The sequence below is a fragment of the Streptomyces sp. NPDC007929 genome (assembly GCF_042959065.1).
GTDB lineage: Bacteria > Actinomycetota > Actinomycetes > Streptomycetales > Streptomycetaceae > Streptomyces.
The window spans coordinates 237197-252859 of the sequence record NZ_JBIBKD010000004.1 but is presented as its reverse complement, the minus strand read 5'-3'; the positions used below and the strand labels follow the sequence as shown (position 1 = coordinate 252859).

Sequence of the window (15663 nt, the reverse complement as noted above, 5' to 3'; positions counted from 1 at the left end):
GAGTGGGGGTCCCTCTTTCCGTTGGGTTCCTTGCGATGCGCGCGGTTCCGTGGGGGGTTGAGAGGTGCGATGGGTGCGGTTCGGCTTCGCGCGGGCAGGGCGGAGCCGATGCGGCGCCGTGCACGGCCGGCGCGGGATGGCACTGGTCCGCCGCACGCGGGCGTCTCGCGCCGGCGGCGGCTCAAAGTACTGAACGCGGGGGGTGTCGCATGAGCGACTCCTTGCAGCTCGGGCGCGCCGTGACGGACGCGTCGACTGGTGGAACCGCTCCCACTGGTGTCAAGGAAGGTAGCGCCAAGTGACAGCAAAGAACAGGGGAGTTGCTGACTTTTGCTCAACGCGGGGCGTCGAATGTTTTCGACTCTTCGAGAACCTTGACCGGTACCTGACGTGTCCGCACTATGGGAGCGCTCCCACTGGTTCAAGCCTTGACTTCTCCGAGCCGCAAGGAGGAACCAGCACCATGCATCCCCCACCCCGGAGACGCGGAGCGGTACGGCGGTTGTGGACCGCCGCCCTCGCAGCTCTCGCGCTTCCGTTGACGATGCTCTCCTCGGGGTCGACTCCCGCGCAGGCAGCGGCACTTCAGTGCAGTGTCGACTACAAGACGAACGACTGGGGCTCCGGTTTCACGGTGGACCTGACCCTCACCAACCGCGGCACGGACGTCATCGACGGCTGGACGCTGACCTACTCCTACGCCGGCAACCAGAAGCTGGGCAACGGCTGGAACGGCACCTGGTCGCAGTCCGGCAAGGACATCACCGTGCGCAACGCCTCCCACAACGCGCGGGTCGCCGCGGGCGCCGCCGTCACCGCCGGCGCCCAGTTCTCCTACAGCGGCGGCAACACCGCGCCGACCTCCTTCTCGGTCAACGGCACGCCCTGCACCGGCGCGCACCAGCCGCCGATCGCCGTACTGACCAGCCCGAGCGCGGGCGCCGTCTACACCCAGGGCCAGGCCGTGCCCCTGGCCGCCACCGCGGCCGCCGCGGACAGCGCCACGATCAGCAAGGTGGAGTTCTACGACGACACCAAGCTGCTGGGCACGGACACGAACGCGCCGTACGCCCTCTCCGTCTCCGACCTGGCCGTGGGCAGCCACTCCCTGGTGGCGAAGGCCTACGACAGCATGGGCGCTTCCGCCGACTCCACCCCGGTCGGCATCACCGTCGCCGCCGGACCGACCGTCGTCGCCTCGCCGCTCCAACTGGGCGTCCAATCGGGGAAGTCGGGCACATACGAGGTGAAGCTGTCCAAGCAGCCGAGCGCGAACGTGACGGTGACCTCGGCCCGGGCGAGCGGCAATGCGGGGCTCTCGGTCTCCACTGGCGCCTCACTGACCTTCACCCCGCAGAACTGGAACACCGCGCAGAAGGTGACCGTCACCGCCGGGAACTCGGGCACCGGATCGGCCGTGTTCGAGTCGACGGCGGCGGGCCACGCCAAGGCCTCGGTCACCGTGACCCAGCTGGCGGCGACGAAGGCCTACGACGCCCGCTTCCTGGAGCTCTACGGGAAGATCACCAACCCGGCGAACGGCTACTTCTCCCCCGAGGGCATCCCCTACCACTCGGTGGAGACGCTGATCGTCGAGGCGCCGGACCACGGCCACGAGACCACCTCGGAGGCGTACAGCTACCTCCTGTGGCTCCAGGCCATGTACGGCAAGGTCACGGGTGACTGGTCGAAGTTCAACGGCGCGTGGGAGCTCATGGAGAAGTACATGATCCCCACCCACGCCGACCAGCCGACCAACTCCTTCTACAACGCCTCCAAGCCGGCCACCTACGCGCCCGAGCTGGACACGCCGAACGAGTACCCGGCCAAGCTCGACACCGGTGTCTCGGTCGGCTCCGACCCGATCGCGGGCGAGCTGAAGAGCGCGTACGGCACGGACGACGTCTACGGCATGCACTGGCTGCAGGACGTCGACAACGTCTACGGCTACGGCAACTCCCCCGGCAAGTGCGAGGCAGGCCCCTCGGACACCGGTCCGTCCTACATCAACACCTTCCAGCGCGGCTCGCAGGAGTCGGTGTGGGAGACGGTGCCGCAGCCGACCTGCGACGCCTTCAAGTACGGCGGCAAGAACGGCTATCTGGACCTGTTCACCGGTGACGCCTCCTACGCCAAGCAGTGGAAGTTCACCAACGCCCCGGACGCCGACGCGCGGGCCGTGCAGGCCGCCTACTGGGCGGACCTGTGGGCGAAGGAGCAGGGCAAGGGCTCGGCCGTCTCCGCGACGGTGGGCAAGGCCGCCAAGATGGGCGACTACCTGCGCTACTCCATGTTCGACAAGTACTTCAAGAAGGTCGGCAACTGCGTCGGTCCCTCCACCTGCCCGGCGGGCACCGGCAAGGACGCCTCCTTCTACCTGATGTCCTGGTACTACGCCTGGGGCGGTGCCACCGACACCAACGCCGGCTGGGCCTGGCGCATCGGCTCCAGCCACGCCCACGGCGGCTACCAGAACCCGCTGGCCGCGTACGCGCTCGGCAACTACGCGCCGCTGAAGCCGAAGTCGGCTACGGGCGCGGCGGACTGGGCCAAGTCCATGGACCGGCAGCTGGAGTTCTACCGCTGGCTCCAGTCGAGCGAGGGCGCCATCGCGGGCGGCGCGACCAACAGCTGGGCGGGCCGGTACGCGACCCCGCCCGCGGGCAAGTCGACGTTCTACGGCATGTACTACGACGAGAAGCCCGTGTACCACGACCCGCCGTCCAACCAGTGGTTCGGCTTCCAGGCGTGGTCCATGGAACGCGTCGCCGAGCTGTACCAGCAGACGGGCAACGCGAAGGCCAAGACGGTCCTCGACAAGTGGGTCGACTGGGCGCTGTCGAAGACCACGTTCAACCCGGACGGCACGTTCCGCATCCCGTCGACGCTCCAGTGGTCGGGCCAGCCCGACACCTGGAACGCCTCCAGCCCCGGCGCCAACAGCGGGCTGCGGGTCACCGTCGCCGACTACACCAACGACGTCGGTGTGGCGGCCGCGTTCGCCAAGACCCTGACGTACTACGCGGACCGCTCCGGTGACACCGAGGCCGCGGCGGCGGCGAAGAAGCTGCTGGACGGCATGTGGGACAACCACCAGGACCCGCTCGGGATCGCGGTCCCGGAGAACCGGGCCGACTACAACCGGTTCGACGACCCGGTGTACATCCCGAACGGCTGGACGGGCACGATGCCGAACGGTGACGCGATCGACTCGTCGTCGACGTTCGACTCGATCCGGTCCTTCTACGAGGACGACCCTGCCTGGTCGAAGATCGAGAGCTATCTCGCGGGCGGGGCCGTGCCGTCGTTCACGTATCACCGGTTCTGGGCTCAGGCGGACATCGCGCTGGCCATGGGCTCGTACGCGGAGCTGCTCGAGTAGCGGCGCGGAGCGTTCAGGGGGCGCGGGTGGGTTGTCCGGCGACCGCGAGCCGTTCGTGGCTGGTCGCGCAGCTCCCCGCGCCCCTCGGGCATTGCACGTTCCCCCCTCACGGAAGGAACCCCCACCGTGCGAAGAACCCGTGTTCTCACCGCCGTGCTGGCGCTGGCGGCCGGTCTGCTGTCGGGCGCACCGACCGCCCTGGCCGCCGATCCGCCCTCGCCGAAGATCAGCGCCGACACCTACACCTGGAAGAACGCCCGGATCGACGGGGGCGGGTTCGTCCCCGGGATCGTCTTCAACCGCAGCGAGAAGAACCTGGCCTACGCCCGCACCGACATCGGCGGCGCCTACCGCTGGCAGGAGTCCTCCAGGACCTGGACACCGCTGCTGGACTCGGTCGGGTGGGACGACTGGGGGCACACGGGCGTCGTCAGCATCGCGTCCGACTCCGTCGACCCCGACCGGGTGTACGCGGCGGTGGGGACGTACACCAACAGCTGGGATCCGAAGAACGGCGCGGTCATGCGCTCCGCCGACCGGGGCGCCAGCTGGCAGAAGGCGAACCTGCCGTTCAAGCTCGGCGGCAACATGCCGGGGCGGGGCATGGGCGAACGGCTGGCCGTCGACCCGAACCGCAACAGCGTGCTGTATCTCGGGGCGCCCAGCGGCAAGGGGCTGTGGCGGTCGACGGACTCGGGGGTCAGCTGGTCGCAGGTGGCGAACTTCCCCAACGTCGGCAACTACGCCCAGGACCCGAGCGACACGAGCGGCTACGCGTCGGACAACCAGGGCATCGTCTGGGTGACCTTCGACGAGTCCACGGGTACGGCCGGGAGCGCCACGAAGACGATCTACGTCGGGGTCGCCGACAAGGACAACGCGGTGTACCGCTCGACGGACGCGGGCGCGACCTGGCAGCGGCTGGCCGGCCAGCCCACGGGCTACCTCGCCCACAAGGGCGTGCTGGACTCGAAGAACGGCTACCTCTACCTCCCGTACAGCGACAAGGGCGGCCCGTACGACGGCGGCAAGGGCCAGTTGTGGCGGTACGCGACCGGGACCGGTGCGTGGACGAACATCAGCCCGGTGGCGGAGGCGGACACCTTCTACGGCTTCAGCGGGCTGACGGTGGACCGGCAGAAGCCGGGCACGGTCATGGCGACCGCGTACAGCGCCTGGTGGCCGGACACCCAGCTCTTCCGCTCCACGGACAGCGGCGCGACCTGGAGCAAGGCGTGGGACTACACGTCGTACCCGAACCGCGAGAACCGCTACACGATGGACGTCTCGTCCTCACCCTGGCTGACCTGGGGCGCGAACCCGCAACCGCCCGAGCAGACACCGAAGCTGGGCTGGATGACCGAGGCGCTGGAGATCGACCCGTTCGACTCCGACCGCATGATGTACGGCACGGGAGCGACGATCTACGGCACCGAGAACCTCACCCACTGGGACAGCGGTGGCAGGTTCGCCGTCAAGCCGATGGTGCGGGGCCTGGAGGAGACCGCGGTCAACGACCTCGCCTCTCCCCCGTCGGGCGCGCCGCTGCTGAGCGCGCTCGGTGACATCGGCGGGTTCCGGCACACGGACCTGACGAAGGTGCCGTCGATGATGTTCACCCAGCCGAACTTCACGACGACCACGAGTCTGGACTTCGCCGAGTCGAACCCGGACACGGTGGTGCGCACGGGCAACCTGGACTCCGGACCGCACATCGCGTTCTCGACGGACAACGGCGCCAACTGGTTCGCCGGGACCGACCCTTCGGGGGTGAGCGGCGGTGGCACCGTCGCGTCGGCGGCCGACGGCACCCGGTTCGTGTGGAGTCCCGAGGGGGCCGGTGTCCATCACGCGACGGGCTTCGGCACGTCGTGGCAGGCCTCGACCGGGATCCCCGCCGGTGCGATCGTCGAGTCGGACCGGGTCGACGCCAAGACCTTCTACGGCTTCAAGTCCGGGAAGTTCTACGTCAGTACGGACGGCGGGGCGACGTTCAAGGCGTCCTCCGCCGGTGGCCTGCCCGCCGGTGACAGCGTCCGCTTCAAGGCGCTGCCCGGCCAGAAGGGCGACGTGTGGCTGGCGGGCGGCGCGGCGGACGGCGCGTACGGGCTGTGGCACTCCACGGACGGCGGGGCGAGCTTCACCAAGCTCTCCGGCGTCGAGCAGGCCGACACCATCGGCTTCGGCAAGGCCGCCCCCGGCGCCTCCTACCAGACCCTGTACACCAGCGCGAAGATCGGCGGCGTACGCGGCGTCTTCCGCTCCACGGACAAGGGCGCGAGCTGGACCCGCATCAACGACGACGCCCACCAGTGGGGCTGGACGGGCGCCGCGATCACCGGCGACCCGCGGGTGTACGGCCGTGTCTACGTCTCGACCAACGGCCGCGGCGTCCTCTACGGCGACAGCTCCGGTGGCGGCACGGACCCGGGGCCGGGCCCCGGCCCCTCCCCGACCGGCGCCTGCGAGGTCACCTACAAGATCACCAGCCAGTGGTCGGGCGGCTTCCAGGCGGACGTCCGGCTCACCAACACCGGCGCCGGTCCCTGGACCGGCTGGTCACTGACCTGGGCCTTCGCCGACGGCCAGAGGCTGACGCAGTCCTGGAACGCCGAGGCGGCCCAGTCGGGTGCGACGGTGACGGCGAGGAACGTCGACTGGAACGCGAACGTGGCGGCGGGCTCGTCGGTGAGCTTCGGGTTCACCGCGAGCCGCTCGGACACGAACGCGAGACCGGCCGCGTTCAGACTGGGTGAGCAGACCTGCGCGGTGACCTGAGTTCAGCCCGTCTTCCGGAACGCCCGCAGGCTGAACACCGGGTCCGGGCGCGGGCGTTCCTGGTCGGGGAGGCCGGCGAGGCGGGTGGCGAAGCCGTCGGCGAGCGGGTCGCCGGGCGGCAGGGTGACGAACCAGCCCCGGCGCAGGTCGGCGATGGTGCGGCGGGGGCTGCGGCCCTGGCCGTGACCGGTGAAGCGGGCCTGCCCGGCCGGCCGCAGGCCGTGGGCGGCGGCCGCGGCCTCGACGTCCGCCGCCGCGTCCCGGACCGGGCTGGGCGGCCGGGAGGACAGGACGACATCGATGTCACTGCCCACGTTGTGGGAGGCGGCCTTGTCGACCGTCGTGATGTAGAACCCGCCGGGCCGCAGCACCCGGGCGCATTCGCCGACGATGTCGCGCACCTCGGCGGGCCCGGCCGCCAGGTGCAGCAGCCACACGCTGCACACGGCGTCGAACCGCCCGTCCCGGAAGGGCAGCCGGCGGCTGTCGGCGCGTACGACCGCGCCGGGGAGCCGGGTGGATGCCTGCCGGGCCATCGCCGCCGCGAGGTCGACGCCGGTCACCCGCATGTCATGGCGGGCGGCGGCGAGCCGGCGGGTCACGATGCCGGTGCCGCAGGCGACGTCCAGCAGCCGGTCCGTGCCGGGCGGTACGAGGCGCAGCACGGCTTCCGCGGCGGCGGCCGCCCGGGGCTCGCCGCCGCGCGAGGCGTCGTACCGCTCCGCTTCCTTGTCGTAGTCGAGCACCCGGTCAGTGTGCCCCGTGCCCGGGGGCCAGGTCCTCCACCCTGCGGGCGAGCTCGAAGTCCTTCTCGGTGACGGCGCCGCCCGCGCTGTGCGTGTGCACGGCCAGGGAGAGGGTGTTGTAGCCGAGCGTGAGGTCGGAGTGGTGGTTCAGTTCCTCCTGGACCTGGGCGATGTGCACGACCATCGCCGTCGCCGCGAAGTGCGAGCCGAGCCGGTAGGAGCGGATGAGGTGGTCCTTGTCGAGCGACCAGCCCGGCAGCTCGGCCAGCCGGTCCTCGACCTCCTTCTGCGACAGCGGTTCGACGGGCATGGGCTGCGCTCCTTTCCGTGGCCGCGGAGTCCTCGTGTTCTCTCAGCCTGCCACAGGGGAGCCGCCGAAGCCCTGGTCAGAAGGGTGCGTCTGTCCCGGACGACCGGTTCTCGACTACGGTCCCGGCATGACCACTCACCCGTCCACCGCCGAGCGGGGCGTGGGCCCGCTGCTGCGGGCCTGGCGGGAGCAGCGGCGGGTCAGTCAGCTGAAGCTGGCCCTGCGCGCGGACTCCTCGGCCCGCCACATCAGCTTCGTCGAGACCGGCCGCTCCCGGCCCAGCGAGGAGATGGTGCTGCGGCTGGCCGAGCATCTGGACGTCCCCGTGCGGGAGCGCAACGCGCTGCTGCTGGCGGCCGGTTACGCCCCCCGCTATCCGGAGACCCCGCTGGACGACCCGGCGCTGGGCGCGCTGCGCGAGGGCATCGAGCGGCTGATCGGCGGCTACGAGCCTTATCCGGCGCTGGTGGTGGACGCGCTGTACAACGTGGTGGCCGCCAACCGGGGGATCATGACGCTGGTCGACGGGGTCGCCGCGTCGCTGCTGGAGCCGCCGCTGAACGCGATGCGGCTGGCCCTGCACCCGCGGGGGCTCGCGCCGCGCATCCGTAATCTGCGCGCCTGGCGGGGGCATCTGCTGGAGCAGATGGAGCGGCAGATCGCGCTGCACCGCTCGGAGCCGCTGCGGGCGCTGTACGAGGAGGTGGCGGCGTATCCGGTGCCCGACGCGGATCCGGCGGACGAGCCCGCCGAGCCGGTGCCGTACTTCGCGTTGCCGCTGCGGATCGAGCACGAGGGACGCACGCTGTCGTTCATCTCCTCGATCTCCACGTTCAACACGCCGATGGACGTGACGGTCGCCGAGCTGGCCATCGAGACGCTGCTCCCGGCCGACCCGGCGACGGTCAAGCACCTTCAGGAGCTGATGTCCTGACGTGCCTTCAGGGACAGGTGCTGGAGGACGGCGAATCCGGCGACGACCAGGGCCTGGAGCACCGTCCACACGGCGCCGGGCGTGCTCGGAGTGAGCCACAGAGCCAGGGCCGCGAGGCTCACGGCGGCCCAGGCGAGATTGGCCTCGACGACGGTCCGCACACCGAGCGCCGGGGGCCGCCTGCGGGCTGCCAGCAGGCCCACGCCCGCCGCGTAGAGGGCGAGGAACGCGCCCAGGGCCAGCAGCAGTGTGGCGCCGACTCCGAGGAACCGCCCCAGCGGGTGGGAGAACGCCAGGTAGGCGAGCGCGTTGCCGCCGGTCACGACGGCGTCCAGGGCGAGGAAGCGGCGCAGCATGGACTGCGGCTCACCGGTCCGGGCGAGTGCGGCGAGCTGGATCGCGGACATGGGGAATCACCCTCCGTCGGGTCGTAATGCGGCCGGGGCCGGGTCCCGGGACGGAGTGCGCCGCCCCGGGAGCCGGTGGGTTCACCCTCCCGTTCCGGCGGCGTCCGGTCGATTACCCGCGGGGTCATGCCCGGCCCGTTCCTCCGTTTCCGGGGATCTTCTCGGGCCGAGCCCTGTGTCGCCGCCGGCCGGACGTGCCAGACTGATCACAGGCGTGGGCGCGTTGGGGAGGCGTGGCGTGAGTGAACGGCGGGCCGCACCCACCGTGGGCCAGGTGGTGCTGGGCAAGCGGTTGCAGGAGTTGCGCGAGGCCGCGGGCCTGAGCCGGGACGAGGCCGCCAAGGTGCTGCGGGTCGCTCCCGCGACGGTGCGGCGGATGGAGACGGCCGACGTCGCGCTGAAGATTCCGTACGTACAGATCCTGCTGACGGCGTACGGGGTGGCCGAGGACGAGGTGAACGCGTTCGTCGACCTCGCCGAGGAGGCGAACCGGCCGGGCTGGTGGCAGCGGTTCCACGACGTGCTGCCCGAGTGGTTCAGCCTGTACGTGAGCCTGGAGGGCGCCGCCCGGATCATCCGGTCCTACGAGCCGCACTTCGTGCCGGGGCTGCTGCAGACCGAGGGGTACGCGCGGGCCGTGATGCGCTCCGGCACCATCGCGAACGCCGGGCCGGAGGCCGTTGACCGGCATGTGTCGCTGCGCATGGAGCGGCAGCGGCTCCTGGACCGCCGGGACCCGCCGCACCTGTGGGTCATCATGGACGAGACGGTGCTGCTGCGCCCGGTGAGCGTGGACGGCCGGGTGATGCGCGACCAGCTGGACAAGCTGCTGGAGTACGCCGAGCGCGACCGGGTCACCCTCCAGATCGCCGAGTTCGCCGACGGCCCGCATCCGGGGACGTACGCCCCCTTCTCGCTCTTCCGCTTCGCCGAGCCGGAACTGCCCGACATGGTCTTCACCGAGTATCTGACCGGCGCGCTGTACCTGGACTCCCGCAAGGAGGTCTCGGCGCATCTGGAGGTGCTGGACCACATGACGGCGGGGGCGGGCTCCGCGCAGCGCACCAAGGAGCTGCTGCGGGAGTACCGCGAGCGCTACTGAGCCGCCGCGCCGCGCCCGGACGTCGTGGCGCGGGTTCTGACCCGTACGGGCGCCGTCGGCAGGTGTGCTCCCCGGCCCGCCCCTAGCGTCGGGAGGACGGGGCGGGCAAGGGAGCGCACGCGAAGGAGGTCCGATGCCCGGATTCGAGGTGCTGTACCAGGCGGCGGCGCTGTGCCTGATGTACCCCGACGACGACTTCCGCGCCCGGCTGCCGCTGCTGCGCGAAGCGGCGCCGCAGCTGAGGGAGTTCGCCGACCACGCGGCCGTCACCCCGCCCATGGAACTGGCCGCGCACTACGTCGAGGTGTTCGAGGCCGGGCACGATCACAGCCTGTATCTGAGCGTCTGGCGCGAGGCCACCCCGGCGCCCTCCGAGGAGCTGTACCGCGCGCACGGTCTGGAGACCACCGGCGAGGAGCCGCCGGACTTCCTGCCGGCGGTCCTGGAGTTCGCCTCCCGGACCGGCAGTGACGAGTTGCTGACGGAGCACCGGGACGGCCTGGACCGGCTCCGGTCGAAGCTCACCGACTTCGGCACGCCGTACGCGAGCGTCCTGGACGCGGTCTGCGCGACGCTGCCGCCGGTCGCCACGGGCCGCTAGCTCCCGTCGTCAGCTCTCGCTGTCGTAGGCCTGGCGGGCCTGCTCGACCTCGTCGAGGTGGGCGGCCGACCAGTCGGCGAGGTGGGCGAAGAGCGGGGCGAGGCTGCGGCCGAGTTCGCTGATCTCGTACTCGACCCGGGGCGGGACCTCCGGGTGGTAGGTGCGCACGACCAGGCCGTCGCGCTCCAGTTGCCGCAGGCGCTGGGTCAGCACCTTCGGCGTGATGGTGCCGATGCGTCGTTCCAGCTCGACGAAGCGCTGCCGGCCGTGGGTGTGGAGCGTCCACAGGACCGGGGTGGTCCACCGGCTGAACACGATGTCCACGACCGAGCTGATCGGGCAGGCGAGTTCCGGAACGGTGGCCGCCGACGCCGCAGGGGTCGTCTCCACGCTCATGCACACCCCTTTCAGATAGTCACTTTCCTCTAGGTACCTACTATACCGACGGTGTTAGCGTCCACGACATCGGCAACAAGGCCGTGGAACAAGGGAGTTGTTCATGATCGTGGTGACCGGTGCGACCGGGAACGTGGGCCGGGCGCTGGTACAGGTCCTCGCCGGGGCCGGGGAGAAAGTGACGGCGACCTCGCGGAGGGTCCTGGACGCGGACCTGCCGGACGGGGTCCAGGCCCACCCGGCGGATCTGACCGACGCCGACGGCCTGCGGCCCGTGCTGGAGGGCGCCGAGGCGCTGTTCCTGCAGAACGGAGGGGCCGACGCCCATCTGCTGGACGCCGGGCGGATCCTCGACGCGGCCCGGGACGGCGGGGTCCGGCGGGTCGTGCTGCTCTCCTCGCAGGGCGTCGCGACCCGGCCGGAGTCGGCCTCCCACGGGGGTGTGGGACGGGCCATCGAGGACGCCGTGCGGGGGTCGGGGCTGGACTGGGTGATCCTGCGGCCCGGCGGTTTCGACTCCAACGCCTACGCCTGGGCCGAGTCCGTCCGCGCCCTGCGGACCGTCGCCGCGCCGTTCGGTGACGTCGGGCTGCCCACCGTCGACCCGGACGACATCGCCGAGGTCGCGGCGGCGACGCTGCGGGAGAACGGGCACACCGGACAGGTCTACGAGCTGACCGGACCCGCCCTGACCACGCCCCGGGAGCGCGCCGCGGCCCTGGCGCTGGCGCTCGGCGAACCGGTCCGCTTCGTCGAGCAGACCCGCGAGGAGGCCCTGGCGCAGCTGCTGCGGTTCATGCCCGAGCCCGTGGCGGAGACGACCCTGGCCATCCTGGGTGCGCCGACCCCCGCCGAACTGCTGGTCAGCCCGGACATCGAGCGGGTCCTCGGCCGCGCGCCCCGCACCTTCGCCGACTGGGCCCACCGCCACGTGGCCGCGTTCCGTTAGGACGTGTCGCTTCGCGACGCCGAGCCCTGGTCCTTGTCGTCGTCGACGATCTCGGCGTCGACCACTCCCTCCTCGTCCTGGGAGGTGCCGGAAGGGCCCTCGGTGGGGGTCTGCTGGGCTGCCTGGGCGTACATCGCCTGCCCCATCTTCTGGCTGACGGAGGCGAGTTTCTCGACGGCGGCCCGCAGGGCGGCGGTGTCCGCCTGCTGTTCCAGCTTCTCCTTCACCTCGGTGACGGCCGACTCGACCTCGCTCTTGGTGTCGGCGGGGATCCTGTCGCCGTTCTCGCGGAGGAAGTTCTCGGTCTGGTAGACGAGTTGCTCGGCCTGGTTGCGGGTCTCGGCGGCCTCGCGGCGCCCCCGATCCTCCTCGGCGTACTGCTCGGCCTCGCGCATCATGCGGTCGATGTCGTCCTTGGGCAGGGCCGAGCCGCCGGTGACGGTCATCTTCTGCTCCCGGCCGGTCGCCAGGTCCTTGGCGGAGACGTGCATGATCCCGTTGGCGTCGATGTCGAACGCCACCTCGATCTGCGGCACACCGCGCGGGGCCGGCGGCAGCCCGGTCAGGTCGAAGACGCCGAGCTTCTTGTTGTACGCGGCGATCTCCCGTTCGCCCTGGTAGACCTGGATGCCGACCGAGGGCTGGTTGTCGGCCGCCGTCGTGAAGATCTCCGAACGCCGGGTCGGAATGGTGGTGTTGCGCTCGATGAGCTTGGTCATGATGCCGCCCTTGGTCTCGATGCCCAGGGACAGCGGGGTGACGTCGAGCAGCAGCACGTCCTTGACGTCGCCGCGGATGACGCCCGCCTGGAGCGCCGCGCCCACGGCCACGACCTCGTCGGGGTTGACGCCCTTGTGCGGCTCCTTGCCGGTCAGTTCCTTCACCAGGTCCGTCACCGCGGGCATCCGCGTGGAACCGCCGACGAGGATGACGTGGTCGATCGCCGAGAGCTTCACGCCCGCGTCCTCGACCGCCTGGTGGAAGGGCCCCTTGCAGCGGTCCAGCAGGTCGGCGGTGAGCTCCTGGAACTGGGCCCGGGTCAGCTTCTCGTCCAGATGCAGGGGCCCCTCGGCGGAGGCCGTGACGTAGGGCAGGTTGATCGTCGTCTCGGTCGAGCTGGACAGTTCGATCTTGGCCCGCTCGGCGCCCTCCCGCAGCCGCTGCACCGCCATCTTGTCGGCCGCGAGATCGACGCCGTTCTGGCCTTTGAACCGCTTCACCAGGTAGTCGACGATCCGCTGGTCCCAGTCGTCGCCGCCGAGATGGGTGTCGCCGTTGGTGGCCTTCACCTCGATGACGCCCTCCCCCATCTCCAGCAGGGACACGTCGAAGGTGCCGCCGCCGAGGTCGAAGACGAGGACCGTCTGGTCGTTCTCCTTGTCCAGGCCGTAGGCGAGGGCCGCGGCCGTCGGCTCGTTGATGATCCGCAGGACCTTCAGGCCCGCGACCTCCCCGGCCTCCTTGGTCGCCTGGCGCTGGGCGTCGTCGAAGTAGGCGGGCACGGTGATCACCGCGTCGGTGACGTCCTCGCCGAGGTAGGACTCCGCGTCCCGCTTCAGCTTCTGCAGCACCCGCGCGGACAGCTCCTGCGCCCGGTACCGGGTGCCGTCCACGTCACCCTCGTCGGGGAAGCGCCAGTGCGCGTCGCCCATGTACCGCTTGACCGAGCGGGCGGTGCGCTCCACGTTGGTCACCGCCTGCCGCTTGGCCACCTCCCCGACCAGCACTTCGCCGTTCTTGGCGAACGCCACGACCGAGGGTGTGGTTCTGGCCCCCTCCGCGTTGGCGATGACGGTGGGCTCGCCGCCCTCCAGCACGGCGACCACCGAGTTCGTGGTTCCGAGGTCGATCCCGACCGCTCGTCCCATCGCTGTCCCCTTCCGCCAGGGCGACGACTCGTCCCACACTCCAGCACAAAACTTGAGTGCGCTCTTGTCAATGCCGCGATGGGGTGATCGCCCCGCGCAGCGCCACCGCGCGCCGGGGCCGGTCGGTGACGAGCACGTCGACGCGCGGATGGGCGAGGAAGGCCCGCATGAGGGTGTCGTCGTTGACGGTCCAGACCATGGTGAACAGGCCGTGCCGGGTCGCCTCGCGCAGCACGTTCGTCCTGGCCAGCCGCTGGTGCACGGCGACGCCGTGCGCCCCGCAGGCCCGGATGCGGCGGGTCGGGAACAGCTCGCTCAGCCGGGTCCCGGGCAGCCGGGCGAGGGCCAGCTCACGGCGGTCGCGCCCGAGCGACAGGGCGGTGCACACCCCGGGGAAGCCCCGGGTGACGGCGGCGACGGAACGGTCCTCCAGCGTGGTCACGACCAGCCCGTCCGCGCCGAGCAGGGCGACCGCCCGGTCGAGGACCGCCCGCTCGTAGCCGGTCTCCTTGAGGTCCAGGTGGGCCACGAGTCTCCCGGCGATCAGCGCCATGACCTCTTCCACCACGGGCACGGCGTACCCCGCCCGGTCGCACAGCTCGGCATGGGTGAGCGCGGACAGCGGTGGCCCGGCGGGGCCGACCCGGGGGTCGTGGTAGACGACGAGGACCCCGTCCCCGGTACGGCGGATGTCGAACTCGGCGTACTCGGCGCCGGACTCGATCGCGTCCTCGTACGCCTCCCAGGTGGCGGCGCCGGCGCGCTCGGAACCGCCCCGGTGGGCGGAGACGGCGGGGTGTGGCGTCATGGTCGTGGGTTCCCGGAGGGCGAGCGGGGCGGCGGGACGGGGGCGAAGCTGTCGTCGGGCGCGGGCAGCAGCGAGCCGGAGCGGGTGCGGACCCGCCTGAGGAGGACCCAGCCGATCAGCACCAGGACGACGAAGGGCAGCCAGGCCAGCGCGTAGGCCGGGCCGTAGGCGCTCAGGTCGAGGATGGAGCGGTGGTCGTCGACGTTCGTGCCGTTCACACCGAAGAAGGCCAGCAGCAGCGTCGGCGGCAGGGCGATCAGTGTGGCCGCCGCGACCAGACCGGAGACGGTGCGGTCACGGCGGTCGTCACGCTCGGCGAGCTCGGCGGCCAGGGCGGCGGAGCGGGCGCTGATCACCGAGGTCAGCCGCTCGACCATGCGGGCCGAGTTCTCCAGGCTGTCGCGGATGCCCAGGGCGCCGCCCAGGGAGGACTGGAAGGCCTCGGTGACCATCTCGGGGATCAGCAGGCTGTCGACGTAGGCCTCCACGCCGAAGGCCAGGTCCAGCTGGAGTTCGTTGACACCGGCGGACAGGCGGGAGATCAGGGAGCGGATCTCGGTGGGCGAGTCGGTGAGGGCCTGCTCGTTGGCCTTCATCATGGCGAAGGCCGCCAGACGGGTGCGCTGGAGCACGGACAGGGCGGAGATCATGCCGACGGCGACGAGGACCAGGCCGTTCTCCACGTGCGGTGCCCAGCCGGTCTGGACGGAGACGCCCCGGCCGAGGGCGGACAGTGTGAGGCCGTGGTTCCTGAGGTGGGGCGCGAGGCTCGCGTCGTAGGGGGTGGCGGGGTTCCAGGGCATGCGGCCGCGGTAGACGATCTCGTTGAGCAGGATCGCCTTGCGGGCCTCGTCGGCACCGAGCAGCTCCCGCTGTAACCGGCCGCCGGGGAAGACGAGTTGATGCACGTTCTGGCCGAGCGCGAGTGGCCTGCCGCCGAGCTGCGCGGACACGGTCTGCGTCAGCGGACGGTCGTCGAGCTCGATCCGCTCCCGGTCGAAGCAGGTGGTGGCCAGCCAGACGGCGAGGTCGCCAGCGGTGGTCTCGCCCGCGAAGGCGCAGTCCATGACGAGGGTGGCGTCGCCGCGCGGCGTGGCGACGACGAGGATCCGCAGCGACGCGAGGCCGAGGCCGTGATCGCCGTGCGGCAGCCGCAGCCGGCGGGGCGCGACCTGCTCGTCGAGGACCGGGACGGGCAGCACGTCCTGGCTGGTCGTCAGGTGGGAGGCGAAGCGGCCGTAGTCGTAGCGGTCGACCAGGGCGCCGAGGGCGGTGTCGCGGGGGCGCAGCCGTCCGGAGAGGCTGAACAGCAGCAGGACGCGGGTGCGGTCACGGGTGGCGGAGTCGAGCACCGTCGCGTTCGGGGACGTTCCCGGCAGCAT

Annotated in this window: 13 protein-coding genes; 6 read left to right on the top strand and 7 right to left on the bottom strand. The window is 71.2% G+C overall.

Annotated elements, in window-relative coordinates; genetic code table 11:
• Positions 1 to 463 precede the first annotated feature (463 nt).
• Positions 464 to 3382 carry a glycoside hydrolase family 48 protein gene (locus ACFZDE_RS14770; protein ID WP_391200109.1) on the top strand — a complete coding sequence of 973 codons (2919 nt, stop codon included), beginning with the start codon at positions 464 to 466 and terminating at the stop codon, positions 3380 to 3382.
• 126 nt (positions 3383 to 3508) lie between these two features.
• Entirely contained in the window at positions 3509 to 6160 is a 2652-nt protein-coding gene (locus ACFZDE_RS14765; protein WP_391200108.1) for a cellulose binding domain-containing protein, read from the top strand.
• A gap of 2 nt (positions 6161 to 6162) precedes the next feature.
• On the opposite strand, the gene ACFZDE_RS14760 is transcribed toward ACFZDE_RS14765, so the two are convergent.
• Positions 6163 to 6906, bottom strand: coding sequence for a methyltransferase domain-containing protein (locus ACFZDE_RS14760; protein WP_391200107.1), 744 nt, complete (start codon positions 6904 to 6906; stop codon positions 6163 to 6165).
• 4 nt (positions 6907 to 6910) lie between these two features.
• The gene (locus ACFZDE_RS14755; protein WP_391200106.1) at positions 6911 to 7216 is read right to left on the bottom strand and encodes a 4a-hydroxytetrahydrobiopterin dehydratase; all 306 of its coding nucleotides are present in this window, start codon (positions 7214 to 7216) and stop codon (positions 6911 to 6913) included.
• Positions 7217 to 7343: 127 nt separating this feature from the next.
• Between ACFZDE_RS14755 and ACFZDE_RS14750 the strand changes: the two genes are divergently transcribed.
• On the top strand, positions 7344 to 8150 hold the full coding sequence (locus ACFZDE_RS14750) for a helix-turn-helix domain-containing protein (protein ID WP_391200105.1): 807 nt from the start codon (positions 7344 to 7346) through the stop codon (positions 8148 to 8150).
• Here the strand turns inward: ACFZDE_RS14750 and ACFZDE_RS14745 are convergent.
• Positions 8132 to 8557, bottom strand: coding sequence for a hypothetical protein (locus ACFZDE_RS14745; RefSeq protein ID WP_391200104.1), 426 nt, complete (start codon positions 8555 to 8557; stop codon positions 8132 to 8134). The two genes, ACFZDE_RS14750 and ACFZDE_RS14745, sit on opposite strands and share 19 nt — an antisense overlap.
• 238 nt (positions 8558 to 8795) lie before the next feature.
• Between ACFZDE_RS14745 and ACFZDE_RS14740 the strand changes: the two genes are divergently transcribed.
• Positions 8796 to 9659: a Scr1 family TA system antitoxin-like transcriptional regulator gene (locus ACFZDE_RS14740; RefSeq protein ID WP_391200103.1), complete on the top strand. Its 864-nt coding sequence runs from the start codon at positions 8796 to 8798 to the stop codon at positions 9657 to 9659.
• Between the two features lie 133 nt (positions 9660 to 9792).
• Complete coding sequence (locus ACFZDE_RS14735; protein ID WP_390995442.1) at positions 9793 to 10260, top strand: molecular chaperone TorD family protein; 468 nt, start codon at positions 9793 to 9795, stop codon at positions 10258 to 10260.
• A gap of 9 nt (positions 10261 to 10269) precedes the next feature.
• Here ACFZDE_RS14735 and ACFZDE_RS14730 read toward each other — a convergent pair whose 3' ends face one another.
• Positions 10270 to 10656 carry a winged helix-turn-helix transcriptional regulator gene (locus ACFZDE_RS14730; protein WP_390995440.1) on the bottom strand — a complete coding sequence of 129 codons (387 nt, stop codon included), beginning with the start codon at positions 10654 to 10656 and terminating at the stop codon, positions 10270 to 10272.
• Between the two features lie 103 nt (positions 10657 to 10759).
• Here ACFZDE_RS14730 and ACFZDE_RS14725 point away from each other — a divergent pair, with 103 nt between their 5' ends.
• Positions 10760 to 11605, top strand: a complete 846-nt coding sequence (locus tag ACFZDE_RS14725; protein ID WP_391200102.1) for an NAD(P)H-binding protein — start codon at positions 10760 to 10762, stop codon at positions 11603 to 11605.
• On the opposite strand, the gene dnaK is transcribed toward ACFZDE_RS14725, so the two are convergent.
• The 3 genes from dnaK to ACFZDE_RS14710 all read right to left on the bottom strand — a co-directional run bounded on the left by dnaK (position 11602) and on the right by ACFZDE_RS14710 (position 15663).
• On the bottom strand, positions 11602 to 13473 hold the full coding sequence (gene dnaK, locus ACFZDE_RS14720; protein WP_391200101.1) for a molecular chaperone DnaK: 1872 nt from the start codon (positions 13471 to 13473) through the stop codon (positions 11602 to 11604). The two genes, ACFZDE_RS14725 and dnaK, sit on opposite strands and share 4 nt — an antisense overlap.
• Positions 13474 to 13540: 67 nt before the next feature.
• Entirely contained in the window at positions 13541 to 14281 is a 741-nt protein-coding gene (locus ACFZDE_RS14715) for a glycerophosphodiester phosphodiesterase family protein (protein WP_391200100.1), read from the bottom strand.
• A complete protein-coding gene (locus ACFZDE_RS14710; RefSeq protein WP_391200099.1) occupies positions 14278 to 15663 on the bottom strand; it encodes a hypothetical protein in 1386 nt (461 codons plus the stop codon). Before ACFZDE_RS14710 ends, ACFZDE_RS14715 begins: the two co-directional genes overlap by 4 nt.

Bases quoted from the DNA above. Each gene is read 5' to 3' on its own strand.
- ACFZDE_RS14750 (WP_391200105.1), top strand. From the start codon at position 7,344: ATGACCACTCACCCGTCCACCGCCGAGCGGGGCGTGGGCCCGCTGCTG.
- ACFZDE_RS14770 (WP_391200109.1), top strand. From the start codon at position 464: ATGCATCCCCCACCCCGGAGACGCGGAGCGGTACGGCGGTTGTGGACC.
- ACFZDE_RS14715 (WP_391200100.1), bottom strand. From the start codon at position 14,281: ATGACGCCACACCCCGCCGTCTCCGCCCACCGGGGCGGTTCCGAGCGC.
- ACFZDE_RS14725 (WP_391200102.1), top strand. From the start codon at position 10,760: ATGATCGTGGTGACCGGTGCGACCGGGAACGTGGGCCGGGCGCTGGTA.
- ACFZDE_RS14755 (WP_391200106.1), bottom strand. From the start codon at position 7,216: ATGCCCGTCGAACCGCTGTCGCAGAAGGAGGTCGAGGACCGGCTGGCC.
- ACFZDE_RS14735 (WP_390995442.1), top strand. From the start codon at position 9,793: ATGCCCGGATTCGAGGTGCTGTACCAGGCGGCGGCGCTGTGCCTGATG.
- ACFZDE_RS14745 (WP_391200104.1), bottom strand. From the start codon at position 8,557: ATGTCCGCGATCCAGCTCGCCGCACTCGCCCGGACCGGTGAGCCGCAG.
- ACFZDE_RS14710 (WP_391200099.1), bottom strand. From the start codon at position 15,663: ATGCTGCCGGGAACGTCCCCGAACGCGACGGTGCTCGACTCCGCCACC.
- dnaK (WP_391200101.1), bottom strand. From the start codon at position 13,473: ATGGGACGAGCGGTCGGGATCGACCTCGGAACCACGAACTCGGTGGTC.
- ACFZDE_RS14730 (WP_390995440.1), bottom strand. From the start codon at position 10,656: ATGAGCGTGGAGACGACCCCTGCGGCGTCGGCGGCCACCGTTCCGGAA.